Here is a 26,785-nt window from a genome sequence, read left to right on the forward strand (position 1 = left end):
AATAATTAACTATATAAATTTCTTTTAAAAAGGTGCTCAAGGTATTGAGTAATACCTTTTTTAGTAAGTAAAATTTATTAACTGGGTATTTAATTCATATCAGTTTATCCAAAAAATACACCTCTATAAATATGTATTAAATTATTAATCCATTCATCAAGCTATTTATCAAATCAATTACGCTGTTTTGGCTGGTAGTTAACATCATTTTTCATATATGTGTAATATCAACTAGTATAAGTATTTGAACAATTTTACGAATTAAATCACCCGATAACGACGTTAAATAAACTCATATTTAAGCAGATAGGTATAATTTCGAATATCGCAACTATGTTGCTTTAACTTACTGTTTATAATTTAGTAAAATATTTAGTAAAGTTAAATGATAATAAATTGTTGCATTTTTGTTTTTTGTTCCTAATACTGGTGAGTGCTCGAACTGACACTGACAGGTTTATGCGGGCTAAACATGAATACCTTAAATAAAAATGATATTTTATATACGCGACATTAAGGAATTGTATGAACAACAAAAAACGCACACACACATTAATAAAGCCAAGCCATTTAATTGGTGCGGGGCTTGCTATGCTAATGAGCTTTTCTGCAGCGAGTAAAGATTACAAAATTATATTAATTCATGGTTTACAGACCTCGCAAATAACAAATAAATCAGATAGTAATGTCGTTAACGATGGCGAAGCATATTGGCAATCGTATTGGAATAATCGAGCAGATGAACGCATTGATTGGCCTGCTTACGAACGTGTAGAAGGCAAAATTGCAACCGATTGGGTTTGGCCAAAATTAAAACAAATATCAAGCTCTAATTTGTGTAGTGATGGCTGTGTTTTTGTAACACATTCAACGGGCGACCTAATTGCTCGCCATATTATTGATAACCAAGAAAACTGGTTAGAAAACGAAGGATTAGAGCCACTTAATATTGTAGCAACCTTTGATCTAGCCGGTGCTGGTGGGGGAAGTGAGCTTGCCGATGTAGCTGTGAGTGCTTTAACTGGCGCATCATGGAACTTTGCAGTCGATGCTGCACTCAAATGGTGGCTAGGAAGTGATGTAACCGAAGCTGTTGGTGTATTACACGATTTAAAAGTAAACAATGCACGTAAAATTTCACCATTCCCAGATGCACGTACGCCACGTTTACGCTTTGTTGCCGATGGAAATGCATATTTGGGTTTAACGGGTGGTTTTTTAAAAGGGAATGATGATTCGGTTGTTGCATCACATTCATCTTGTGGGGCGAGTTCAGCAAAAGCATTTGGTAGTTGTAATAGCAGTATTGATACTGATGGTCGATTACAGTCACAGGGTGATGCCGTCAATAGCTTTATGTCGAATCACTACCCTATGATGATGAGTGAAAGTTACAGCCACAATGAGATTCATAATGCTGAGCGCAAAGGTAATGTAACAATCGCTATGAATAACGTAGATGTAGAAAATAATACTGTAGAGTTTGAAACGTTTGATGAAACCACAGGCACTTGGTTTTGGAAAAAACAGTATCGTTACATAAAAGATTCAAATAACTTAAGTGCATCGGCACTTATTTATAATGTGATCCCATAACATACAAGGCGTGTAGTGAAAAACTATACGCCTTATAAAAGAATGAAATATCAAAATGAAAAAATTTTATACGGTAGCTTTAATTATTAGCGCTGTTTTATTTACGCTGTGGTTTACAACTAAAAATGGTTCTGAGAAATTAACCGAGCTTTCAATTACGCCTGTAAAAAAAATACCAAGTGATTTTGATATAACCCCAGCTAAAGTTATACCAATTGACTTACCAAAAGCTAAAAAGCCAAAACAAGTGTCGAAACAGCAAATTGCATTTAATGAAGATTTAGCACAAGCAGCTGAACAGGTAGTAATGCAATACGAGAGTGCACTTAAGTTTCCTCCTTATTCTCAACCACTAAGCCCTTTAGATGAAGATAGATTAAAACCAAATTTGTTTTATCCTGTGTCGAGTCCTATTGATGAAAACGGTGGTGCTTTAACTGTTAGTCTTAAGCAGTACCGTTTTACATACCCAGAAGAAATAATATTAAACGTCAGTGGGCAAGGTCTTGGTAAGGTAGTTGTTGAGCTTTCTAATACTGATACTAAAAAAGTGCTGCGAACGAATAAAGCGACTGCAAGTGATGACGAGGTAAGCATTACTTTTAAGGGAGAAGAAGATTATCCTCGCAATTTGCAACTATTTATAGAAGCTGATATAGCAGATAAAAAAGTACCTGTTGTAGCGCAAATTCAATACATGCCACCAAGTGCAACGTTAACTGGATTTGAAAATGCATATGCACAAAACGAAAACATGATTGTGCCAGCTAACTTAACGGTTATAAAAAGCGGTTTGTATCGTGTAAGAGCAAATTTATACAGTGGTAATACACCGCTTGCTCATTTAGTTGCTAAAGAGCGGCTTACTAAGGGAAGCCAAACACTTTCTTTAAAAGCTCATTGGTCGGTACTACCACAAGGTATTACAGATATGCGCTTGAGTGATTTTGTTATTGAAAGAATGTCACCAAGTCCAGGTGAGCTAAATAGCTTTGGTAATAGTGAAGTTAGTGAGTTTGATATTGATGATTTTGCATACGATAGCTTGCAACAGTTACCATATCAGGCTAATGCACAAGAAAAGTTAAGTCTGGAGTTTTTACAAGGTTTAGCTGAGAGTTAAAAATAAAATTTAATACTGAATTGGTATATTTTGAGGGTTTGTATATAAATACAAACCCTTAATTATAGTTAGCTTAGATTTATAGTTACTACGCTTGGAGTATCTTGTTCATCAGGTTCACTATTAACAGGTACTTTAGGAATATCTGGTTTATCAAGGGCTATATCGCCACCATCAATTACTTCACCGGTTTGTAAATTCTTAAAATCAAATAAATCAGCGTCAGCCAAATGTGAAGGTACTACGTTTTGGATTGCTGTAAAAATACTTTCGATACGCCCAGGATGCTCTGCATCCCATTTAGCTAACATTACTTTTGTATGTTTACGTTGTAGGTTTTCTTGTGAGCCACACAGGTTACACGGAATAATAGGGTAACCTTGTGCAAATGCATATTGGCTTATATCGCTTTCTTTACAGTATGCAAGTGGACGAATAACCATGTGCTCACCGTTATCGCTCATCAATTTAGCGGGCATACTTTTTAGTTTTCCGCCGTAAAACATATTTAAAAACAATGTTTCAATCATGTCATCGCGATGATGACCAAGGGCTATTTTAGTCGCACCTAATTCTTTTGCTGTGCGGTATAAAATACCACGGCGTAAGCGTGAGCAAAGTGAGCAGGTTGTTTTACCTTCAGGAATAATATCAGTAACAATGCTGTAGGTATCTTCTTCTACAATTTTGTATTCAACTTTCAATTTATCAAGATACTGGGGTAAAACATGCTCAGGAAAGCCAGGCTGTTTTTGATCAAGATTTACAATAAATAGATCAAAATTGATAGGAGCAACACGCTTTAAGTGCTGAAGCATTTCGAGCATGGTGTAGCTATCTTTGCCGCCCGAAAGGCATACCATTATGCGGTCACCTTCTTCAATCATATTGAAGTCCATAACGGCTTGACCAGTTTGGCGACGTAAACGCTTTTGCAGCTTATTTAAGTTAAATTGAGCTTTAGCTTGATCTGAGTGTGACAATTACGCCCCCTAGTAAAACAATACAGCAAAGTTATTTGCTAAAAATAAAGGGGCGTATTATACCCAAACCACCTGAATATGCGAGTTTAGGATGTAATTAAAATTGATTTAAACATGCCTTATTAACACGTAAAAATAACTCGCTTATAACTTGCACATAAAGCTTAAAATTAATCCTTTGCCATAGGGCTCACGTAACCATCGGGTTTGAGTGCCAGTACATCACAGTCTAGGCTATCAATTACATGCTCTGCTGTATTACCTACAAGAGCAGCACTTAAGCCCGTGCGACCTACGGTACCAATAACAACTAATTCGCTATTTAACCGCTTCGCTACATCAGGGATTACATCCTCTGGCAGACCTTCTTCAATAAAACATTGCTCTGGGTTTAAATTAAACTCTGCAGCAAGTGCATTGGTTGATTCATGATGATGCTTTTTAACTGATTCGTTGTAAAGTCCTGGGTTAAACTCAGGAATTTCGATGGCAATATTAATAGGAGTTGCAGGATAGGCATTAACTAAATTAAGTTTTGCGTTGGCAAGTTCACATAAAAATTGTGCATCTTTGATAATACGTTTATTGAGTGCTATATGCTCTTCATTTTCACTTACTGCATTTACTGCAGCTAAAATATTACCATGTGCTGGCCACGCCATTTCTTTCACAAATAATACTGGAGCGGGGCACTTACGCACTAAATGCCAGTCTGTTGGGGTAAAAATAACTGATTTAAGTGCACCATGTTGGTGTGTGCTTTTAATTACTAAATCGTATTTTTGCTCAATTACAGTATCAATTATGGCTTCGTAAGGACGATTATGCCAAACCACTTGGGTTTCAATATTAATGTCTTTAAAAGGAGAGATTAAATCTTTTAGCCATAGTTCACGATCTTTTAGAACGGCATCGCGCATTGCTTCGCGTTCATCGCCAGATAACATAGTCGTCATTTCGTAAGAGAAGTCGTAAACCGTCATAAAGGCGGTAATACTTGCGCCAGATTTTTTAGCTAAATCTATTGAACGTGCTAAACCGTGTTGATCATCTTTGGTGGGGTCGATAACCGCAATAATGCGTTTAATAGTGTTCATATGCTACTCCATTTACTTAACGGGTGTACTTTTAGTGTAACTTAAATACAAAACAGTTAAAGGGGTAGCATATAAATTGTTGTTCTAAATCAAACTATTTAATTTGACGAGGTTTAACTATTGCTGCGGTTTTAGCCAGAGCATCATTATCTAAAATAGTAATAAACTTACCTTCTACTTTTATTAAGTCAGCTTTTTGAAAACGACTTAATAAACGGCTAATCGTTTCTACAGTTAGACCTAAGTAATTACCAATTTCGCCACGAGTCATTGTAAATCTAAATTCTTTACGCGAAAAACCACGCTCACCAAAACGCTCCGATAAGTTATAAATAAAACTAGCTAAGCGTTCTTCTGCTGATTTTTTATTAAGTAATAACAGCATTTCTTGATCGTAAGTAATCTCGCTACTCATTAAACGCATTATTTGTTGGCGAAGCTTTGGTAACTTACCAGCAAGTTCGTCAAGGGTATCAAATGGGATTTCACATACCATTGAGGTTTCGAGTGCTTGTGAAAAACTCTGGTGCGCCATTTTACTTATCGCGTCAAAGCCAACTAAGTCGCCCGCTAAATGAAAGCCTGTAATCTGCTCATCACCTTGCTCAGATAGCGTGTACGATTTAAATGAGCCTGAACGTACCGCATAAATAGCTTGTAAAGGTGCGCCTGATTCAAATAGGTAGTCGCCTTTATGGAGTGGTTTTTTTCGCTCAATAATTTGGTCAAGCTTGTCCATTTCTTGGCCATTAAGTGAAAATGGCAAACACAATTGGCTAATACTGCAGTTATTACAGCTAATAGCACAATTACCTTTAGCGCGACTTTGAGAAAAATCCATAATTTAATCCGTTTAAATTTTTATACACGACTGCAAAATAACCTTGAAAGGTTAATACTGCGAATAGGTTAATGTACCAGCTTGTCAGTTGCAATAATCAATAAGTAGATACCATACCAAATTATAACACTGCCTAATACAATTCGGGTCCATGGATGGTTAATAATACTATTTAGTTTTTGTGCGGTAACGCCTAACGTGATCATCGCGGGAAAAGTACCCAGTGCAAAGCAAAGCATGACTAAAGCGCCATCTAAAGCGCTTGGACTAGTCATCGCCCATGTAAGCGCAGAATATACAAGTCCACAAGGCAGCCATCCCCACAAAGCACCATAAGCTAGGGCTTTAAAAGGAGAATTTATAGGCATTAAATATTTATTAAGCTTAACAATGTGTTGCCAGACTAAAGTTTTACCAGCTTTTTCTAACCATTGTAAGGTAGGCCCTAAGCGCATTATATAAACGCCAACGAGGAGCATAAAAATAGCTGCAATGAATGAAAGCATTAAAGAAAAAGAGGTATTTTGCCTAGCAAATTGGCTGCTAATACCAGCAACAAGTGCGCCTGCAGCCATATAGCTCAGTGCACGTCCAACATTATAAGCAAATGAATAGGTAAATGTTTTACGTTTGTCACTTGCTAGTTGTAATGAGCTGGCAATACCACCACACATAGCAATGCAATGACCGCTACCGATTAGTCCCATTAAAAATGCGCTGGTATAAAGAGGGTCAATCATTACTTTTGTTATGTTGCTCTTTGTCGTCTTCAAACAAAATACTATGACCTTGCTTGTTTAAATCTGAAAACTGCTCGCTTTTCACTGCCCAAAAGAAAACACCAATAGCAATAATGACGAATAAAATGGCGATAGGGATCAAAATGTAAATTATGCTCATAACTTTAATAGCCTTAGTGAATTACTAATCACAATAATTGAGCTGGCAGACATGCCAATAACAGCCATCCAAGGAGCAACTAAGCCCAACGCTGCCAATGGTAATATGGAAGCATTATACAATAAAGACAGCGCAAGGTTTTGCTTAATAATACGTCTGGTTTGTTTTGCTACATTAAGTAAGTGACCAATGGAGACTAAATCGCTATTAAGAAGCACTACATCGGCGCTATTTTTTGATATGTCTGCACCGGTTTCCATAGCAATAGATAAATGCGCACTGGCAAATACCGGGCTGTCGTTTACACCATCACCAACCATTGCAACCACTTCGTTTTGTGAAGACCATTGCTCAACGGCGGTTTGTTTATCTTGTGGAGAACATCCAAATTGCACACTTTCAAGTTTAAGTTGCTTAGCTACTTTTTGCCCAGCATCTGACGCGTCACCGGTTAACATGTGACACGTTAAGTTTTGCGATTGAAGTGAGTCTATAAGCTTTTTAGCATCGCTTTTCACTTTATCAACAAAGTAAAAACGTGCAACAACTTGTTTATTTATATACAAGCTTGCTTGTGCATTCGATTTTTTGCTATCAAACCAACCACTTTTACCAATTGCGTAATGATTAATTGCATCTTGTGCGCTAATTCCCAGTCCTGGATGTACTTCAACGTTATTAAGACTGCGGTGAGCTGGCGTAAACTCATCAAATGCACTGGCGATAGGGTGCTCAGAATAACGCTCTAGCATGGCTGCCATTTCTAGCACTTGCGCTTTTGTATACTGTTTATCGATTATATCTACTTCATCAAGGCTAAATTTACCTTGCGTAAGCGTGCCCGTTTTATCAAATGCAAATAAAGTAATTTGTGAGAGTGTTTCGAGCACATGCGCTTGTTTTATCAATACACCTTTGCGAGTAAGCGTTGCCACCGCACATGTAAGTGCGGTAGGTATAGCTAAGCTCAGCGCACACGGGCAGGTAGCAACTAAAACCGAAATGGTAATCCAAAATGCGTGTTCAGGATCAATTTGGTACCAGCCTATAGCTGTAAGTGAAGCAAATATAAGCAGACACGCTATAAACCATTGCGCAACTTTATCTGTAATTTCAACCAGTTTAGGGCGTTTAGTTAATGCATTATGTTGCAAGCGTATAATTTGATTTAAAAGCGTATTTTGACCAATTTTATTAATTTTTATTTCAATAACGCCGTCGTGGTTAACGCAACCAGCATAAACATTATGACCAATAAATTTAGTTACTGGCTGATGTTCGCCTGTCATCATCGACTCATCAACAGTGGTTTTACCTTTAATAAGTTCGCCATCGGCAGGAATTGTTTCACCCGCTTTAATAAGTACTACGTCATTAAGTTTTAGTTTTTTAGCCGCAATTATAAGCTCTTTGCCACTTTCGTTAATGGTACGCGCTGTTAATGGCAATAGTTTTTGTAAGTTTGCAGTAAATTCACTGGCTTTTAAACGCGCTCTAAATTCAAGGTATTTGCCCAGTAACAGCAAAAAAGTAAACATACACACAGATTCAAAATAGACCTCGCCCACTTGCATAAATGTGGCGTAACAACTGGCACCAAATGCGCCAAAAATAGCGAGCGATACGGGTAAGTCCATATTGAGTTGCTTTGCTTTTAAGCCATTTATTGCATTGGTTAAAAAGGGCAGTGCGCTGTATAAAACAACCGGAGATGCAAGTATTAAACTTATCCATCTAAAATACTGTTCAAAATTGCTATCCATGCCTGAAAACATGCCAAAGTACATGGCAAATGCAAACATCATTACTTGCATGGTCATTAAACCTGCAACACCTAAACGGCGAATATAGGCTTTTGCAGTTTGCTGTTTTTGTTGTGCTTCAATATCTGATTGAAATGGGTAGGCTTTATAACCAATTTTGGCAAGTGCGGTAATAATTTCACTCAATGGGGTGCTGGTTTTGTCCCATTGAATCATCGCGCGGTTGGTCGATGTGTTTACATCAACACGTTTTACTGTGTTTAAGTTTAAGAGTTGCTTTTCGATAAGCCATGCACAAGCGGCGCAGGTTATACCTTCAACGCTTAATAATACCTCTGAGATATTATCGTTAGTAGCTATAAATTCGTCTTGAATGTCTTCGTTGTCATAACTTTTTATAAATGCGAGTTGTTCAGGTACCAACTGTTCGACCTTTCCGGCACGAACTGTTCGATATTTATAATAATCGGTCATACCTTGGTCAACAATATTTTGCGCAACAGCTTGGCAGCCAATGCAACACATTGGCTGAGCTTTATCGTCAATTATAACGCTTGCACTAAATCCGTTTGGCACACTCTCAAGGCAATGAAAACATGAGTTAGACATAGTTATGACTACTTATAGTTAGGATTAACTAAAACGGTTTCTTCCGTTGGTAGAATAATGTTTTCTTTTAGTTTCCAGCTGCCGTCTACTGGCTCAATAAATACTGAGTAGGCACCTTGCGTATACTTATCAAGTAATGCGGTAAATTCTTGATTGGCATTAGGTGTAAGTGTTGCTTCAAAGTCATGTGCTTTAATTGTACGATGATAAAAAGATAGTTTTAATGCATGTATATTACTGGTGTCGCCTTTGGTAAATTTAAAGCTTACACGTTCGTTAGTGACATTTAAGTCGCCATGTAAATAAAGTGCTTTTGCTTTTTCGAACTTAGTAAGTTCTAAGTTTATCGCTTTACCTTTTTTGTAATAGTCGTCAACAACCATATCTGGACCGTTACCTATAGCCGTAATAAATAAGCTAATACAGCCAATAATGGCAACTAACGGAAAAAAGATTAAAAACCAAGGCCAAAAATTTTTATACCACGGAGTAGGTTGCATAGTGTCTCTAAAATTAGTTTAGGAAGGCTCATTTTATAGGAATTATACGTAAAAGACTAAAAAAAAGCCTCACAGTGGAGGCTTTTTTGATCTGGATTAATCTATTGAATTAAATAAATTAATTTATAAACACTTTGTTAACTACTTGCTCATTTATCTTGCGATAAGCTGTACACGTAAGCCGTTAACAGGTGAATTTTATCTTCACCTAAAATGTCTTTCCATGCAGGCATTACACCAGCACGACCGTGGTTTAGTGTTTCTTCAACAACGCGTTGAGAACCACCGTATAACCAAATGTTATCAGTCAGGTTAGGCGCGCCAAACGGTAGGTTATGTGCAACCGACCCTTTACCGTCAGCACCGTGACATGCGGCACACATTGCAAATTTAGCTGCACCTGCGGCTGCATCTTTTTGGTTAACAGTACGACCAGAAAGGCTCAGCACATGTGCTGTCATTTCTTTAACGCCTTGTTCGCCAAGAGCAGGCCCCCAAGCTGGCATTGCTGCAATACGACCATAAAGAAGTGTTTCTTTAATTTTGTCAGGTGTTCCGCCATATAACCAATCTTTATCAGTTAGGTTAGGGAAGCCGGTACCACCACGTGCATCAGAGCCATGACATTGCGCACAGTTTTGTGAAAATAAACGCTGACCAATTTCAATGGCTACTTGACCATCTGTTTGCTCATGTTTATTACCACTATCAAGCGCTACTTGCTGCGCTGCATCACCTTCAAATTTAGAGTTAACTAAATCTAAAACGGGTACTTGTGCAAGTTTATTAAAAATAGGACCAAAGCGTTCTTCTGCAACTTCGTACTCTTTATCAAGTTTTACAAAGCGACCATCAGCTTTTGCCTCTGCAACTGCTTTTTTAGATTCAGCTAAAGACGTAATACCTTGATTAGAACTAGTCCATTTACCTAAACCTTCCCAGTTACCTAAACCTGGGTAAGCTGCTAGATAATATACAGCCCAAACAAAAGTCGCGAAAAACATGTAAGTCCACCATTTTGGTAGTGGATTATTTAGCTCTTCAATGCCGTCAAATTCATGTCCACAGCTTTCACCTTCTTTTACGCCTGCGTAGTTTTTTAAGTTCCAAACTAATAGGCCAAAGATGATGCATAAGCATGCAAGGGTTAATACAATAACCCAAATACTCCAAAAGCTAGTCATTTTTCAGACTCCTTTTCCTCGTTAGAGAGCGTGTTGTCATGTTTTTTTTCATCTTCAAAAATGGCATTAGCAGCGCTGTCAAAACGAGTTTTGCTTCGCTTGCTATATGCCCATGCAACAATCACAATAAACAATACTAAAATTACCAGAGTTAAAATGCCTCTGTATGTTCCGTAATCCATAATTTTTTACTTCAAGTGGGTACCAAGTTGCTGTAAATACGCGATGAGAGCTTGGATTTCTGTTGCGCCTTTGCCATCATTCATAGCATTAACTTTATCAACATCTGCTTGAAGCTCTGCATCATCGCCATAACCTAAACCCGGATGTTTTGGGTTTTCTGGGTTAATAGCAAAAGTATCACGGAAAAGTTGTAGTTTTTTCAGAGTAAGGCTTGTATCAACCGTATTCTCTGCTAACCAAGGAAAGCCTGGCATGTTTGACTCAGGAACCACAGCACGTGGATCAACTAAGTGAGCATAATGCCAATCGTCCGAGTAGCGCTTACCAACACGAGCCAAGTCAGGACCAGTACGTTTAGAACCCCATAAAAAAGGATGATCCCATACTGATTCGCCTGCTACAGAGTAGTGACCATAACGCTCAACTTCATCACGAAAAGGACGAATCATTTGTGAGTGACAGTTAGAACAACCTTCACGCACGTAAAGATCACGGCCTTCCATTTCTAAAGCGTTAAGAGGGCGTAAACCCTCTACTGGTTTAGTTGTATCGTCTTGAAACATTAGCGGAGTGATCTCAACTAACGCGCCGAAGCTAATAGCAAAAACAGTCAGAATAGCCATAAGGCCAACGTTCTTTTCTACTATTTCATGTTTGTTTTGTGAATTTTTCTTGCTCATCATCTCACTCCGTTATGCTAATTGTGCTTGCGCGTCTAGTTTCAGAGATTCTTTCTCAGCTGAAATAGTGCGGTAAACGTTATAAGCCATAACTAACATACCTGTTACGATGAATACACCGCCTACAAAGCGCATGATATAGAAAGGATGCGACGCTTCTAAAGACTGCACAAAGCTGTACATCAATGTACCGTCAGCATTTACTGCGCGCCACATTAGACCTTGCATTACACCTGAAATCCACATTGCAACGATGTATAAAACTACACCTACAGTGTGTAACCAGAAGTGGGTATTAACCAATTTAACGCTATACATGCGACCTTGCGCGAATAACGCAGGAATTAAGTGGTAAATAGCACCAATTGAAATCATAGCAACCCAGCCTAGTGCACCTGAGTGTACGTGACCGATTGTCCAATCTGTGTAGTGAGATAACGCATTTACAGATTTAATTGCCATCATAGGACCTTCAAACGTAGACATACCGTAGAAAGACAATGAAACAACTAAGAAACGTAATACTGGGTCTGTACGTAGTTTATGCCACGCACCAGATAGCGTCATAATACCGTTGATCATACCACCCCAAGACGGTACGAATAGGATAATAGACATAACCATACCTAAACTTTGCGTCCAATCAGGAAGCGCTGTGTAGTGAAGGTGATGAGGACCTGCCCAGATATATAATGAAATTAGCGCCCAAAAGTGAACTACCGATAAACGGTATGAGTACACTGGACGACCTGCTTGTTTTGGTACAAAGTAATACATCATACCCAAGAAACCAGCAGTAAGTAGGAAACCTACAGCGTTATGACCGTACCACCACTGAACCATCGCATCTACCGCACCTGCATAGATTGAGTATGATTTAGTTAACGACACAGGCACTGCCATGCTGTTTACAATATGAAGCACTGCAACAGTAATAATAAAGCCAGCGTAGAACCAGTTAGCAACATAAATGTGCGACACTTTACGCTTAATTAAAGTACCAAAAAATACAACGGCGTAAACAATCCAAACCACAGCGATTAAAATATCGATTGGCCATTCAAGTTCTGCATATTCTTTTGAGCTAGTAATACCTAAAGGTAGCGTTATTACTGCTAATACGATAACTAGCTGCCAGCCCCAAAATGAAAAGGCGGCGAGTTTGTCTGAGAAAAGACGCGTTTGACAAGTACGTTGTACGACGTAATAAGACGTCGCAAAAAGTGCACTGGTACCAAATGCGAAAATTACTGCGTTCGTGTGTAACGGACGTAGTCGAGAGTAAGTTAACCATGGTGTATCAAAGTTAAGTGCTGGCCAAGCTAATTGGGCAGCAATCAGAACCCCAATACTCATGCCAACGATGCCCCAAATCACTGTCATAATAGCGAATTGGCGTACAACTTTATAGTTATACTCAGTTTGTGATGCTACTGTTTGGCTCATTTTCTGGCTTCCGCTGCAATAAATGCGTTTAGAAATGAATTACCCACTTTAAAAAGTGGGGCCTACTATTACTTCACAAGTTTGTTGCCTAAAATGTTCAAAGCATGAATGCTTCAGAAAACAAACTCGAGAAACCCTTAATTTTTGCGGGTGAAATGATAAATTTTTTGGCCTAAAAAAGATAGGTCAATTACATAATATTATGACATCAATCAAACTTTGTGAGCTTGTTGTTTATTTTTTGATACAGTTTGTGCCTAATTTGCTCTAATCGTAACACTTGCACTTGTTATTTATAGTCTCGATTATTAGTATTTGCTTTTATTTATGGCGCAATTGTTATGTTTATATATAGGTTAAGTTTATTTGTGATGCTGATTTTTATATTAACAGCATGTGATTTTTACAAAAATGACGACACTCAACTGCTTAAAAATACACAATGTAAGCCTAATTTACCATGCACTTTTTCAAGCGGTGTTAAAGTATGGTTAAGTAATCAAACGCTTTCACCCGAAATGCCGTTTACAATCTTTAGCGATTTACCAAAAGGATTACATATTTCTGATGCTAAATTAAAAGGTATCACTATGTACATGGGTTACATTCCCCAGCAGTTTAAAAAGCAGGGTAATATTTGGCAAAGCGACACTATGGTTGGGATTTGCTCCGAAAATAATATGCTTTGGAATTTAGAGCTCACAGTAATTGACGAAGTAAGCAAATTTGAGCAAGTACATAGCTATTATTTTTACGTAACGTATTAAAAACCCAACTTAATAAAGCTCATCCGCCTTTGCTAGTTTTAATATCATAAATTTGTACGGCAGGCTTTTGGGTTCGATCACTGTATTTTTAGGTTGTTATTTTAAGCGGTGTCATTTTTTGATAAAAATGGCTTATAAAAGCTGCTAATAAAAACGTTCCATTCAAATTAAAGCATTTGCCTAAAGTTAGCGATAAAGTACACAGATGATTTTATACCGCGATAACGCTTACGTGTCATATTAACTGCTTTAAACTACTTTTTATATTTGGGCGTGTTGACTCTCAATTTAGAAGGAAGGTGCAGCGTGATATTTGTATCCTGGTAGGCTTGGTAACTTCTTATGCTTACCCTACTGGCTACGCCCATGAAAAATCTAGCAAAGCGCATGTATTCTGCTCACGCTTGTCCCTCACTTTATATTTAAGCACCAAATAGTTAATTGCACCTAGAGGTTACGGGCAACGCTTGTTTAACCTTTTTTGCGCCGTCATTTCCTATTTATAAGGAATAACTTTATAAAAGGTGATGACGCATAGGCTTCGCCTGCCTAAAAATTAAAACACACCCGTAAATTTAACCTTGAAAGATAAACACAGTCCGGCAGGTCTAATAGAGCTTATTTACAAAGGTTTAAAATGTGTATATTTAATCCTCACTGAACAAAAAAGCACCCTGTAAAAATCATAGAATCAGTTAAAACAGACTATTTAAGCGGTATTAATGAATAAACATGGTTAGTAATTAACATTTTGTTTTACGGTTTTAATAATGCGCTGTGATTAAGTTGTTAATTTTTCTAAATTTGGTACAACGTTCGATTAATTACATTTAATCACAAACTGTACTAGTTTGATTTCATCTGTTTTTAATATGTATCAAATTAATCTTAATACCATGAATATACGGTGTATTTATTAATTAACACTGAAACAAGTGGTAACCTTTGTACCTATAATGGTTGTTTCGTTTTTGTTGATGACACAAATCAACCGATTGTTAAGTTTTCGTTCAGTTAAGTGAGCCTAACTTGCCCCCCTGACTCACAATTCTTATAAAAAGTGAGCATTACCAATAAAGGTAAATTTCCAACAAGTAGGGTCTATTCATGAAAAAATCAACTCTTGGTTTGGCTGTAATCGCGGCAATCCCAATGTTCTCAAGTGTGCAAGTTCTCGCTGCTGACGAAGCGGCACAATCTATTGAAAAAATTCAGGTAACAGGTTCACGTATTAATCGTACTGATATGGAATCTGCTAGCCCAATTACGGTTATTGGTGATGACTTTATCGCAAAAAGTGGTTTCACATCGGTTGCTGACATTCTTTCAACTCAGCCATCAGCGGCAGGTATTAGCCTAGGCGCTTCAAGTAATAATGGTTCTGGCGGTTCAGCAACAGTAAACTTACGTGGTATGGGTTCACAACGTACGTTAGTACTACTAAACGGTCGTCGTATGGTTTCTTCAGGTACTGGTGCAGATTCGTCTGTTGATTTAAATACCATTCCTGTAGCAATGATCAAATCTATTGAAATCTTAAAAGATGGTGCATCTGCAGTATATGGTTCTGACGCCATTGCCGGTGTTGTAAACATTATTACAAAGAAAGATTTTGAAGGTTCAGAGCTTAATGTTGAAGGCAGTCGCACTACAAAAGGTGACGGCAATAACTACGGCGTTAGTTTATTACATGGAATGAACATTGCTGATGGTAACCTTGTAATAGGTGCTCAGTACTCAAACCGTGGTGAAGTAATTCAATCAGACCGCACATTTGTTGCACCAGGTGAATCATCATTCATTCCTGAAGGAACACTTAATGGCAAAACTTACCAAGGTAATGGCGTTTTTGAAGATAGAACGACATCTTACGATTTCACAACATCAAGCTACGCTCAAACTCCTAATGAGTTATACAGCTTATTTACTAGCTATGATAAAGAGTTAGATTCAGATACTACTTTTAACGTTGATTTGATGTACACGCGCCGTGAATCTAATCAGCAACTTGCACCACAACCAGCAAGTATTGATTTAACTACTTCTAGCCTAGATTCAATTTACACTGAAAGCTTTCGCGATGCAGACACAGGTCTTCTTGATGACTCTTTAGAGTACAGAAGAAGAATGGTTGATGCGGGTCCTCGTATTTATGAGCAAAAAACTGACACTTACCGTGTATCTGTTGCATTACAAGGTTTATTAGATAACGATGCAAGCTGGGATGTAAGTGCAACTTACGGTCGTAATGACTCAAAAGATTCAGTTCAAAACTCAATTAATGCAAGTCGAGTTGAAGAAAGCATTTATGCAAACCAAGCTCTTTGGTTTAGCGGTGATTCTTTAGATCGTAGCTTATTAACATCTAATGATTCAATTTACACTGAGTCAAACGAAGGTGGTAACGAGCAGTTTATCCTTTCAGCTGGTTACAGCGCAGTGACAGAAAGTGATATTGGTTACGCTATCGGTATTGAGAATCGTTTTGAAAGCGGTTACTACACACCGGATTTAATTACTCAAGCGGGTGAAAGTACAGCTGCACAACAGGATCCAACTGAAGGTGATTATTCAGTACAATCTGTTTACTTTGAAACATCTATGCCAGTATTTGAGACCGTTACTTTAGAAGGTGCAGCTCGCTACGATAATTACTCTACTTTTGGTGGCGAAACAACGTGGAAGCTTGGCGCAACGTGGAACGTAACTGATGAGTTTATGGTACGTTCTGTACTAGCAACAGGCTTTAGAGCACCTAACGTAGCTGAATTGTTTGGTGGTAACTCAGGTTCTTACGATTACCTAGCTGATCCATGGGGCAATGAGCAAGATGCTCAAATACTTGTAAACTATACAAGTGATAACGATTTACAAGCAGAAGAAAGTCGTTCATTTACTTTCGGTATGGTTTGGGAAGTAGCTGATGGTCTATCAAGTACTTTAGATTACTGGAAGTTTGATATCACGAATGCTATTACGCGTTTAGATGTTCAAAACGAAATGAATAACTGTTTTGCAGGTGATGCAGAATCATGTTCATCAGTTAATATCACGCAGGCAGGTGATTTATCTAACTTGAGCTCAGCACTTACTAACGTAGGTTCTCAAAAAACATCAGGTGTTGATTGGAATATTAGCTACACTGCTGATAACTACCGTATAAACCTTGATACAACGTATTTAATTAAATTTGAAGAAGATGACATTAATTACACAGGTACTATTGATGGAAACATCGGTGGTTACTCAAAAATAAAGTCAAATCTTTCAGTTAATTACGATATCACTGATTCATTAAATGTTCTTTATAATGCACGATTCCTTCGTGGTATGGATGGTGATTACTACGGTGAAAACTTTAGCACTGACAACGTTATTTATCATGATATTTCAATGAGCTATAACTTGAATGATGCATTAAGATTAACTGGTGGTATGAACAACATATTTGATAAAGAGCCTGAAGAAGTCTTAGGCGGTAACGATATGGGTACTGTTCCAGAAGTTTATGATGTAATTGGTTCACGTGTATTTGCAAGTGTTAACTATAAGTTTTAATTAGTACATTAATCTTATTAAGGCTCAGTATTTACTGGGCCTTTTTTATTGAACAAAACGTAGGAGGCAAGTACACTTAAGAAGAATATTAGAAGGAGAACTGATTGTTAAAACAAGACGAAAACTTATCTTTTGTCATTGAACCAGAGCTAAATCCTCGCTCTGAGCAGCGTATTGACCTGTATTTTTCGATTCCGAACGAAATGGGAATTAATCCGCAAACGCTCACTGAAGAATCTTATTTCAATAACCACTTCAAATCGCATTTAGCCTATAACGCCAACAACATACATTTGCCTTTAGTGCGAAGTCGTTTTGTTAGTAAAAACAAAGGCGAGCAACAAGATTACAGACAGAACCTGAATTTATTTTGCTATCAAGTACGTTTAGCACTCGATGCAGATATAAAAGATGCGTTAAAAATTGATGAGGCTGAAGACTTTTTTAAGCGTGCAAATGAAGTATATGAACAAAGTGAAGGGTTACTAAAAAAATTACGCCGCTATACACCTGATGATGAAAAATTACTCCCATTTTTTACTAATGCTGACAACTATTTAAGTTGGCATGTTGAGCAGTCATTTTTAAAGCTTTTAGATGAAGGTCCGCGCAGTAGTGACTTTGCAAAAGAACGTAACGATTTACTGCAGTTTTGCAAAAATGAAAATACCTATCGTGGCGACAAAAATTACAATTCAGAAACCACCATACAAGACGCTAATCGAATAACAAATAAAATGCGCTTGTTACAACGTTTAATTGAGCATGGGGTTATACTACAGAGACAAACTCGCTTTTTGAATAGCTACCTTAAGCGTTTAGTTAAAGGCACTGTAACAGCCGTTATAATGGCTTTTGTGATGTTGGTAATATTAAATGCCCGCTCAAGTTTTACCGAGGTTACAGCCACCCTTATTTTAATTTTAGGGGTTATTTACGGATTACGTGAAATATTTAAAGAGGATATAACGCGAGTTATCTGGCGCGCAATTGTGCAAGGGCGACCTAAATGGCGGTTTACGTTCAAAAATAGTATTACGAAAGATAAAATAGCGAGCCAATTCATTTGGCTTGAATACACGCGGTTTAAAAAAATACCGAAAGAAGTTAAATCTATTTTTTCAAAAAGACGCCATCAAAATAAGCAAGCAGCGCAATGGCTTCATTTTGCCAGTGAGACTCGCGTAACAGCAAAAGAGTTTTTACCTGGTTACGATACTCTACAACATAATCTACAATTTAGCCTTGCGCCGTTTGCTCGTTATTTAAAACGTGGTGAGGGTAAGTTATACCATCTAGATAGTAACAAAATATCTAAGCAAGCCGTTGAAAGGCGTTACCAACTAAATATGGTTTTAGTATTAACAGAAGACGATAAAAAATTATATCAGCGTTATAAAATTACATTAAACCGTAGTAAAATCGTTAATATTGAGCTTATTTATTCTAATAAATAAAAAAGGGGGATAGATTAAAATCTATCCCCCTTTTTTGTAATAGTAACCCATCTTTGAATAGGTTACTTACAGATCAAATTACTTGGTTAAACCATGCTTACTGTATAAAGTTACTTTATCTGATACTAAAGTGATTTCGATATTTTTAGCTTCATCGCCCCAAACACAGTTTGTATGTAAGGTTTTTTCTACACAGTTATCAGCACTACCTAAAATTGTTTCAACTTCAGTTTTGTCCATACCAATTTTAACTTTTTCGTAGTTCTCTAAGTTTACTTTTGAGCAAGCTGCAAGACTTAATGTTGCTGCGATGATCAGGAGTTTTTTCATTGTTATATCCTATTGGTATTAGTGATTAAATTTTCTTATTTGAACAATCATACCCATACGAGGGTGATCAAAATAATGTACTTCGCCGCTAATTACGCGTCTAAACTGTGAAAAACGGGCTGATTCTATATCACCATTTTCAAGTTTTTGACTAATATCGAAGTCAGCAGTTATATATAAATAATGACGCAAGTGAATTTTAAATAATCCATCAAGCTCCCAATTAACAGTTGGTTGATCAGGGTCTATAAATAATTCAGGTTTTGAATTAAGTAAACTTACAAAATCAGGATTTGTATAGCTTGGTATATTATTCGTATCATTTTTAATATGCTTGCCAGCAATTAAGTGTACGCTCGGTGCGCGTGACTTACTTTGTCCCTCAAATCGCCAGCCAGTATGCAAAATAGGGGTTAGCCCCTTTCTATCAAGCGCTTTGCGTTGGGCATTAAACTTAAGCTGATTAGGCGATAGTAAATAAGCTTCACTCATACCTTGCTGTGAAGGTGCAAGTGGAATAACCGGCAATTCATCGTAACTTTGCATATAATCAGTGCTGTCGTTACAAACACCTGAGCGTGGATTTGCATTAACTAAAGAGTCGGTAAATGAGTGTTTTTGAAAGCGTGCATCGCCGTTGATGCAGGCTTCTTTAGCTTCCTCAGTATAAAGAGGCGTTAGTAAATCTAACGTGTTTTTATCTTCAATAACATCATGTTTAAGGCTAAAGTCTTCTTGTAGATACGGAGCAGGTCGTTGCTTATATACTAACACTTCCACTTCAAACCAACGCTCAGCCAAAGCAGTACTGCTAAATAAGCAGCATAGAACAATAAGCGATTTTTTAAGCAACATTAATGACTAACCTTTTTTTCGAAATCTGCAATCATTGCAGTGACCATTTTCAAGCGTTCGCGAGCATTAGCTTCACTAATAACGAAGCGCAATTTATTTGCGCCATCCATTTTATAAACACGAGGCGCACTTTGTATCAAACCAATAATGAAGCTAGGATTAACCTTAGTGTCTTGACTAAACTCAAAGTAACCACCTTTAGGGTTTGCTTCAATTTTTGTTATGCCTAAATTACTTGCCTGCATTTTTAATTGCTGCAAGCTAAATAAGTTTTTAGCTGCATCAGGTAATAAACCAAAGCGGTCTATTAACTCTACCTGTAGCTCATCCATATCATCAAGACTAGCACAACTAGCAACACGCTTGTACATTCCTAAACGCGCATTAACATCATGAATATAATCATCAGGTAACAGAGCCGGTAGTTTTAAATCTACTTCAGTTTGTTTTTGGAGTAAGTTTTCAAGTGTTGGTTCTTTTCCTTCACGTAGTGCTTTTACGGCTTGTTCGAGCATTTCCATGTATAAACTAAAACCAATAGTGTGCATTTGTCCTGACTGATCATCACCTAATAATTCACCCGCACCACGAATCTCTAAATCGTGAGTAGCAAGTGCAAAACCTGCGCCTAAATCTTCTAACGATTCTATTGCTTGTAAACGCTTACTCGCATCTTTGGAGAGTGACTTAGGATCACCAGTTAATAAATAAGCATAAGCTTGATGATGGCTTCGACCAACGCGTCCTCGTAACTGATGCAGTTGAGCAAGCCCTAGCTTATCGGCTCTATCCATTATAATAGTGTTAGCAGTGGGTACATCTATGCCAGTTTCTATAATTGTTGTACACACTAATACATTATGTTTTTGGTGATAAAAATCAGTCATAATTTGCTCAAGCTCACGCTCGCGCATTTGTCCATGAGCACTTGTTACATTCGCTTCTGGAACCCATTCACTAATTTCTTGCGCTACTCGCTCAATGGTTTCGACATTGTTATGCAAAAAGTATACTTGACCACCACGTTTAATTTCACGCAGTACTGCTTCGCGGATTAGATCGGCATCACGTTGACGTACAAACGTTTTAACGGCTAAGCGTTTAGCAGGCGGGGTTGCAATGATTGATAAGTCCCGCATGCCACTCATAGCCATATTTAGTGTTCTTGGTATTGGAGTTGCGGTTAATGTGAGTATGTCTACATCTGCACGCAGTGATTTAATTTTTTCTTTTTGACGCACACCAAAGCGATGTTCTTCATCAACAATAAGTAAACCTAGGTCGCGAAAATTTATGTTTTGCTGAATAAGTTTATGTGTACCAATAACAATATCGAGTTTACCGTCAGCCATTCTATCAAGCGTGTCTTTTTGCTCTTTAGTTGAGTTAAAACGCGAAAGTACACCCACTTCAATTGGAAAGTCAGCAAAGCGGTCTTTAAAGTTTTCAAAATGCTGTTGAGCAAGTAGGGTAGTTGGCACTAAAATAGCGACTTGCTTGTTGTCGTTTACAGCAACAAAGGCTGCACGCATAGCCACTTCTGTTTTACCAAAACCTACATCGCCACACACTAAGCGATCCATTGCTTGTTTAGATTGCATATCGCCTAACACGGCTTCTATGGCATTGCGTTGATCATCCGTTTCTTCAAACGGAAAGCTATCACTAAATTGACGATAGGCTTGAGCATCAAGTGCAAATTTATTACCTGGTTTTGCTTGGCGCTGTGCGTAAATATCAAGTAGCTCAGCAGCAACATCGCGCACTTTTTCAGCCGCACGTTTTTTTGCTTTATCCCATGCATCTGAACCTAGTTTATGCAGTGGTGCGCTTGCTTCTTCACCGCCAGAGTAACGGCTAAGCATATGAAGTGCAGATACAGGCACATACAGTTTTGATTCGTTTGCATAAATTATTGTTACAAACTCGGTAATTACACCGGCAGCATCAATAGTTTGTAAACCCTGATAACGACCAACACCATGATCAAGATGTACAATAGGCTGACCTTCTTTAAGCTCAGCTAAATTACGAATAAGCGCATCTTGGCTGGCTTCGTATTTATGTTTACGTCGTCTGCGCTGAGATACTTTAATACCTAACAGTTCTTGTTCGGTAATTATCGACAAGCTTGGTTTAGTGCCAAGTACTACGCTTTGTTCAAGTGGGCTTACAATTAAACCTACATCACTTTCGCTTTGTGTAAATTGTTCAAGCGTTTCAAATTCTTTAAATTTTAATCCGCTAGGCTTTAATATACTCAGTAAAGATTCGCGGCGTCCATCTGATTCAACACTTAATAAAATACGGCCTTTTTTCTTTTTTTGTTCTGCCACATAACTTATAAATGCGCCGTAGGGTTCATGTTGCTTATGATCAATACGAATAACGGGCAATTCTGTTACGTTTAAGTTTTTATTACCGGCTTTAGTACCAAGTTTTGCAAGCGACAGGCGAATACGTGCAAAGTTCCCTAAATTAGAAAACAACTCGTCAATAGGTTGGTAAAGCGCATTGGGTTCTAATAATGGACGAAGTGGGTCAACACGACGATTTTCATAACGTACATTTACATCGTGCCAAAAGTTATCAGCAGCATGCTCTAAATCACCTAAATGCATAACCGTTGTTGATTCCGGCAGGTAATCAAAAATAGTCGCTAATTTTTCAAAAAACAGCGGCATATAATATTCAATACCAGCGGGCCAGTTACCTTTACTGACTTGCATGTAAACAGAGTCTTGCTGAGAACTTGCACCAAACTTTTCACGGTAGCTTATTCTAAAGCGTTCAATATCGGCTTCGTTGGTTGGAAACTCATGGGCTGGAAGTAGTTCAATTTTATCTACTTTTTCATCAGAGCGCTGCGTTTCTACATCAAACAGGCGAATAGTATCGAGTTCATCATCAAAAAAGTCGAGCCTGAATGGATGCGGGCTTCCCATAGGAAATAAATCAACAATAGAGCCACGAATTGCGTATTCGCCGTGCTCCATTACTTGCTGAACATTTAAATAGCCAGCTTGCTCTAAGTTTTGACGAAAATTATGTGTATCAAGTTTATCACCAACCTTAAAATTAATAGTTGAGCCATAAATAAAAGAAGCAGGGGCGGTGCGCAACATTAAGGTTGATACAGGTACAATTAACACGCTTTTTTGTTCGTTTTTTAAGGTGTTTAATGTCGCTAATCTTGCTGAAATAATATCTTGATGCGGAGAAAAATGATCGTACGGTAAAGTTTCCCAATCAGGAAATATCATTACTGGATTATCAGGTAATAAATATTCTAATTCGGTTTCTAGGCGCAGTGCGCTTGGCGTGTCGGGAGTGACTATTAACACCAAGTTTTCTTGTTTTTTTACACCCTCAGCAATCGCAATACTTAAACCACTTCCGTTAAGCTGCCCCCACTGAATTTTATCTTTTTGAGATTTTACCCAAGGCAAGGCTGCCCATTGCTCAAACGCCATTTATTACTCCATTTATAAATTGGCTCAAAAGAGCCAATTATATTATTTCACCTGCAATCGGTTTAAGAGATTTACTAAGTATTGAGTCATAACGATATTTAAATTTATTTTTCTTTAGCACTAAAATAGCTGCTAGAGATAGATTTATTATCTAGAGTTCAGATTACTTAGTCGCGGTATATTTTTGCTAAGTCTTTATAGTGATCAATTCGTCGGTCACGTAAGAACGGCCAGATACGTCTTACGTTTTCTGAGCGTTTTTGATCAATTTCTACCACTAAAACTTGCTCATCAGTGTTATTTGCTTCGCCAAGCATTTCACCTTGAGGGCCTGCAATGAAAGAATTTCCCCAAAACGCAATGCCATCGCTTTGCGTACTTGGGTCATTTTCATGACCTACTCGGTTACAACTAATTACTGGTACGCCATTGGCAACAGCATGCGCACGCTGTGAAATAACCCATGCGTCTTTTTGACGAGTTTGCTCAGCAATGTCGTCGTTAGGATCCCAACCAATAGCGGTTGGGTAAATTAGTATTTCAGCGCCAGCCATTGCCATTAATCGAGCTGCTTCAGGAAACCATTGATCCCAACATACTAATACGCCCAATTTACCTACAGAGGTCTGTATAGGCTCAAAACCTATATCACCAGGGGTAAAATAAAACTTTTCATAAAAGCCAGGGTCGTCAGGAATATGCATTTTTCGGTATTTTCCAGCAATACTGCCGTCTTTTTCAAGTACTACAGCTGTATTGTGATAAAGACCTGTCGCGCGTTTTTCAAAAAGTGATGCAACTATAACAATGTTTAGTTCTTTAGCTAGTTCGCCTAATGCGTTACTGCTTGGACCTGGAATTGTTTCAGCTAAATCAAAAACATCGACATCTTCTGTTTGGCAAAAATACAAACTACGATGTAATTCTTGTAATACAACTAACTTGGCGCCTTTATCGGCAGCTTCACGAATACCGGCAACAGACTTTGCTATATTTTGCTCGGCACTAGTGCTATTGCTTTGTTGCACTAAGGCAACAGTTAATTTTTCAGGGCTTGTCATTATGCTGCTCCAGCTAAAAATCCACGAGGTAACTGCATTGTAATACAGTGCAAACTGCCAAACTGTTCAATAATTGGCAAACAATTAACACCTACTACATTGTGCTTAGGGTACGCTTTTTGAACCTGTGTTAGAGCGAGTTCGTCGTTTGCATCAGCGTAAATTGGTACAAGTACAGTGTTATTAATAATTAAGTAGTTAGCATATGTGGCAGGTAAACGAGTTTGTTCATTGTCGTAAACTGCTTTAGGCCAAGGTAATTCAATTAAACTATATGGGGTGTTATCAGCTGTTTTAAAGCTTTGAAGCTGCTTTTCCATCGCGTTAAGCGCGTTGTAATGCTCATCGCTCTTATCATCGCATTTAACATACACAAGCGTATTGTTTGGGGCAAAGCGCACTAATGTATCAATGTGGCTGTCAGTGTCATCGCCAGCTAAATAACCGTGATCAACCCATAAAAAGTGTGTTGCTCCTAAATGACTTTTTAAAAGTGTCTCTATGTCATTTGGGCTTAAATTAGGATTACGGTTTTTATTAAGCAAACATTCGCTGGTTGTAAGTAATACACCATGCTCGTTTATTTCAACGCCACCACCTTCAAGTACAAGGTCAAGCACTTGATATTGATTTTTTTTATCACTAAGTGCTTTTACTAAAGTGTGATTTATTTGATTATCAAGCTTACTTTCAAACTTATTGCCCCAACCATTAAAGGTAAAGTCATAAATTTTTAGCTGGTCTGCATTATCAAGTGCAGAGCAAGTAAGTGGACCATGATCTCGAGCCCACGTATCATTTGTTGGCGTAACTACAAAATGAACACGCTCTAAATTAATTTCAGCTTTATTTAATAGCGAAATAATATACGTTTTTAAAAGTTCATTATGAGCCACAACAACAAGTTGCTGTTGCGCGGTGATATGTTTGGCAAGTTCAATGTAAACAGGCTCAACACGAGCTAAATTATCAGCCCAGTCGGTGTCTTTATGTGGCCAAGTTAGCATAATTGCATCTTGCTCAGCCCATTCTGGTAAAAGTCTAAAGTTCATGGATTTTTTATACAAATTAAGATGATGCTAGTTTAGCATTTCAAATATACCCAAGCCACTTCAAAATACGTACTTTAGTTGGAATTAAAAGCAATTAAGAAATTGCCTTACTCCAAGTAGTAAAGGCTCTATAGCTAAAACAGTGAATGCATTATTAATCGGTTTTAAGCCAATTTATAAAGCGCTTTAAGTAATTATTGTAAATGTTTTTTATTTATCTTCGGCTTCTTTACTTGAGGGTAACTCAAGCTCTTGGCGTTTTTTTAGCTGACGAGTTTGTGCATGTAAACTAGCTCTTACTATAAGTTCTTGATCGCTATCTCTTATTGCAACAAATAATAATGTGTATTGGTAATGTTCATTATCTATTTTTTCAACAGCGACCACTTCGGTATAACAATACACTGCAGAGGCTTCGTTATGTAAAAACAGTTTGGTTCTAAACGCTTGACCAATAGAGTGTACGTCGGGTGAAGTAAAACGAATGCCGCCGCCACCGTAACTGTCGCATTGAATATGATTATCTTGTGCTTGCTCTGAGGCTAAAATATGGCTCATTATTAAATCAATTTTACGCGATTGAGCCTGTAAAAAAGCCGCTAACTCTTGTGCCATATCGCCTAAATTACGAAGTGGACGCAAAGAGCTTTGCTCTAATTCACTTACTTCGTTAGCTAATTTAAATAAAGGGGGAATGTCGTCTTCAAGTTCGAGTTGCGACTTAGGAACTTGCTTATTGTCGACAGTAAATAAATTAACTCTAATACTTTCATCAATTTGAAAGTATTGTTCAAACTCACCTAATCTTTGACTTTTCATTACACTCTCCACAACGTATTTAACCTGAACTTTGCCTAAGATGTTTACTAACATATTAAACTAGAAGGATATTTAATTTTTTCTCTCGCTAAATATTTTCAGTGAGAACAAGGTGAATTTACGTGTTAATAGCGGGGCTATTGCAAGTATATTAACGCAGTTAACGCTGGAAATAGCTGCTTGAGATAGATTTATTATCCAGAGCTCAGATTATTTAATAGTAGCGCTCTCGATACTAAATTACTAGCGTGTAGTTTTACCGTAAATAATGCTTAAAGTATTACTTACGATGATGTTATTGCACATAAAAAAGCGGCTAATGTTGTTTTAACATTAACCGCTCGCATATTAATTTAAATACTTAGCTACTAACGTAGGCTGATTAGGGCGTGTTGATCTTTGCGGTATAAAAAACAAACAGCATGAGGATAAGGTATAATTGAATTCGCTAAAAAACGTTACACCGAACCCTCATGCCAAGATTAATGTTAACAGACGCGACATGGAA

General features: G+C 37.7%; 22 protein-coding genes. 5 read left to right on the forward strand and 17 right to left on the reverse strand.

The window, feature by feature from the left end; translation table 11 throughout:
* Positions 1–525 precede the first annotated feature (525 nt).
* Positions 526–1,596 (forward strand): hypothetical protein, encoded by a 1,071-nt coding sequence (locus tag I6F65_RS16440; RefSeq protein ID WP_024610104.1) that lies wholly within the window; start codon positions 526–528, stop codon positions 1,594–1,596.
* Between the two features lie 55 nt (positions 1,597–1,651).
* Positions 1,652–2,719 (forward strand): hypothetical protein, encoded by a 1,068-nt coding sequence (locus I6F65_RS16445; protein WP_024610103.1) that lies wholly within the window; start codon positions 1,652–1,654, stop codon positions 2,717–2,719.
* A gap of 68 nt (positions 2,720–2,787) precedes the next feature.
* Here I6F65_RS16445 and ttcA read toward each other — a convergent pair whose 3' ends face one another.
* From ttcA to ccoN, 11 genes are all read right to left on the reverse strand, one after another.
* A complete protein-coding gene (ttcA, locus tag I6F65_RS16450) occupies positions 2,788–3,702 on the reverse strand; it encodes a tRNA 2-thiocytidine(32) synthetase TtcA (RefSeq protein ID WP_197113966.1) in 915 nt (304 codons plus the stop codon).
* A gap of 170 nt (positions 3,703–3,872) precedes the next feature.
* Positions 3,873–4,799, reverse strand: a complete 927-nt coding sequence (gene uspE / locus I6F65_RS16455; protein ID WP_197113967.1) for a universal stress protein UspE — start codon at positions 4,797–4,799, stop codon at positions 3,873–3,875.
* Positions 4,800–4,893: 94 nt separating this feature from the next.
* Entirely contained in the window at positions 4,894–5,640 is a 747-nt protein-coding gene (locus I6F65_RS16460) for an FNR family transcription factor (RefSeq protein WP_197113968.1), read from the reverse strand.
* Positions 5,641–5,708: 68 nt separating this feature from the next.
* Positions 5,709–6,380, reverse strand: coding sequence for a sulfite exporter TauE/SafE family protein (locus I6F65_RS16465; RefSeq protein ID WP_197113969.1), 672 nt, complete (start codon positions 6,378–6,380; stop codon positions 5,709–5,711).
* Entirely contained in the window at positions 6,373–6,540 is a 168-nt protein-coding gene (gene ccoS / locus I6F65_RS16470) for a cbb3-type cytochrome oxidase assembly protein CcoS (RefSeq protein ID WP_002963071.1), read from the reverse strand. Before ccoS ends, I6F65_RS16465 begins: the two co-directional genes overlap by 8 nt.
* Entirely contained in the window at positions 6,537–8,912 is a 2,376-nt protein-coding gene (locus I6F65_RS16475; protein WP_197113970.1) for a heavy metal translocating P-type ATPase, read from the reverse strand. The genes ccoS and I6F65_RS16475 overlap by 4 nt, the downstream gene beginning before the upstream one ends.
* Positions 8,913–8,920: 8 nt before the next feature.
* Entirely contained in the window at positions 8,921–9,412 is a 492-nt protein-coding gene (locus I6F65_RS16480) for a FixH family protein (RefSeq protein WP_024610098.1), read from the reverse strand.
* Between the two features lie 149 nt (positions 9,413–9,561).
* Positions 9,562–10,596 (reverse strand): cytochrome-c oxidase, cbb3-type subunit III, encoded by a 1,035-nt coding sequence (gene ccoP / locus I6F65_RS16485; protein WP_197113972.1) that lies wholly within the window; start codon positions 10,594–10,596, stop codon positions 9,562–9,564.
* Positions 10,593–10,778, reverse strand: a complete 186-nt coding sequence (locus tag I6F65_RS16490; protein WP_010554061.1) for a cbb3-type cytochrome c oxidase subunit 3 — start codon at positions 10,776–10,778, stop codon at positions 10,593–10,595. Before I6F65_RS16490 ends, ccoP begins: the two co-directional genes overlap by 4 nt.
* Before the next feature lie 6 nt (positions 10,779–10,784).
* Positions 10,785–11,459, reverse strand: a complete 675-nt coding sequence (gene ccoO / locus I6F65_RS16495; RefSeq protein WP_010554062.1) for a cytochrome-c oxidase, cbb3-type subunit II — start codon at positions 11,457–11,459, stop codon at positions 10,785–10,787.
* 12 nt (positions 11,460–11,471) lie between these two features.
* Positions 11,472–12,905, reverse strand: a complete 1,434-nt coding sequence (ccoN, locus tag I6F65_RS16500) for a cytochrome-c oxidase, cbb3-type subunit I (RefSeq protein ID WP_024594372.1) — start codon at positions 12,903–12,905, stop codon at positions 11,472–11,474.
* Positions 12,906–13,246: 341 nt separating this feature from the next.
* Here ccoN and I6F65_RS16505 point away from each other — a divergent pair, with 341 nt between their 5' ends.
* From I6F65_RS16505 to I6F65_RS16515, 3 genes are all read left to right on the forward strand, one after another.
* On the forward strand, positions 13,247–13,672 hold the full coding sequence (locus I6F65_RS16505) for a hypothetical protein (RefSeq protein WP_197113974.1): 426 nt from the start codon (positions 13,247–13,249) through the stop codon (positions 13,670–13,672).
* Positions 13,673–14,779: 1,107 nt separating this feature from the next.
* Positions 14,780–17,230: a TonB-dependent receptor gene (locus tag I6F65_RS16510; protein WP_166113285.1), complete on the forward strand. Its 2,451-nt coding sequence runs from the start codon at positions 14,780–14,782 to the stop codon at positions 17,228–17,230.
* 104 nt (positions 17,231–17,334) lie between these two features.
* Positions 17,335–18,687, forward strand: a complete 1,353-nt coding sequence (locus I6F65_RS16515; RefSeq protein WP_024612888.1) for a hypothetical protein — start codon at positions 17,335–17,337, stop codon at positions 18,685–18,687.
* Positions 18,688–18,765: 78 nt separating this feature from the next.
* On the opposite strand, the gene I6F65_RS16520 is transcribed toward I6F65_RS16515, so the two are convergent.
* From I6F65_RS16520 to I6F65_RS16545, 6 genes are all read right to left on the reverse strand, one after another.
* Positions 18,766–19,017 carry a lipoprotein gene (locus I6F65_RS16520; RefSeq protein ID WP_024612889.1) on the reverse strand — a complete coding sequence of 84 codons (252 nt, stop codon included), beginning with the start codon at positions 19,015–19,017 and terminating at the stop codon, positions 18,766–18,768.
* A gap of 18 nt (positions 19,018–19,035) precedes the next feature.
* Positions 19,036–19,872 (reverse strand): peptidoglycan binding protein CsiV, encoded by an 837-nt coding sequence (locus I6F65_RS16525; protein ID WP_166113282.1) that lies wholly within the window; start codon positions 19,870–19,872, stop codon positions 19,036–19,038.
* Positions 19,872–23,345, reverse strand: a complete 3,474-nt coding sequence (gene mfd / locus I6F65_RS16530) for a transcription-repair coupling factor (protein WP_197113976.1) — start codon at positions 23,343–23,345, stop codon at positions 19,872–19,874. The genes I6F65_RS16525 and mfd overlap by 1 nt, the downstream gene beginning before the upstream one ends.
* Positions 23,346–23,512: 167 nt before the next feature.
* Entirely contained in the window at positions 23,513–24,406 is an 894-nt protein-coding gene (locus I6F65_RS16535) for a carbon-nitrogen hydrolase (RefSeq protein WP_166113276.1), read from the reverse strand.
* Positions 24,406–25,458 (reverse strand): agmatine/peptidylarginine deiminase, encoded by a 1,053-nt coding sequence (locus I6F65_RS16540; RefSeq protein ID WP_197113978.1) that lies wholly within the window; start codon positions 25,456–25,458, stop codon positions 24,406–24,408. The genes I6F65_RS16535 and I6F65_RS16540 overlap by 1 nt, the downstream gene beginning before the upstream one ends.
* A 210-nt stretch (positions 25,459–25,668) precedes the next feature.
* Positions 25,669–26,277, reverse strand: coding sequence for a PilZ domain-containing protein (locus tag I6F65_RS16545; RefSeq protein ID WP_166113271.1), 609 nt, complete (start codon positions 26,275–26,277; stop codon positions 25,669–25,671).
* Positions 26,278–26,785: the final 508 nt, after the last annotated feature.

It is taken from the genome of Pseudoalteromonas sp. SWXJZ94C (assembly GCF_015864385.1).
Lineage (GTDB): Bacteria > Pseudomonadota > Gammaproteobacteria > Enterobacterales > Alteromonadaceae > Pseudoalteromonas.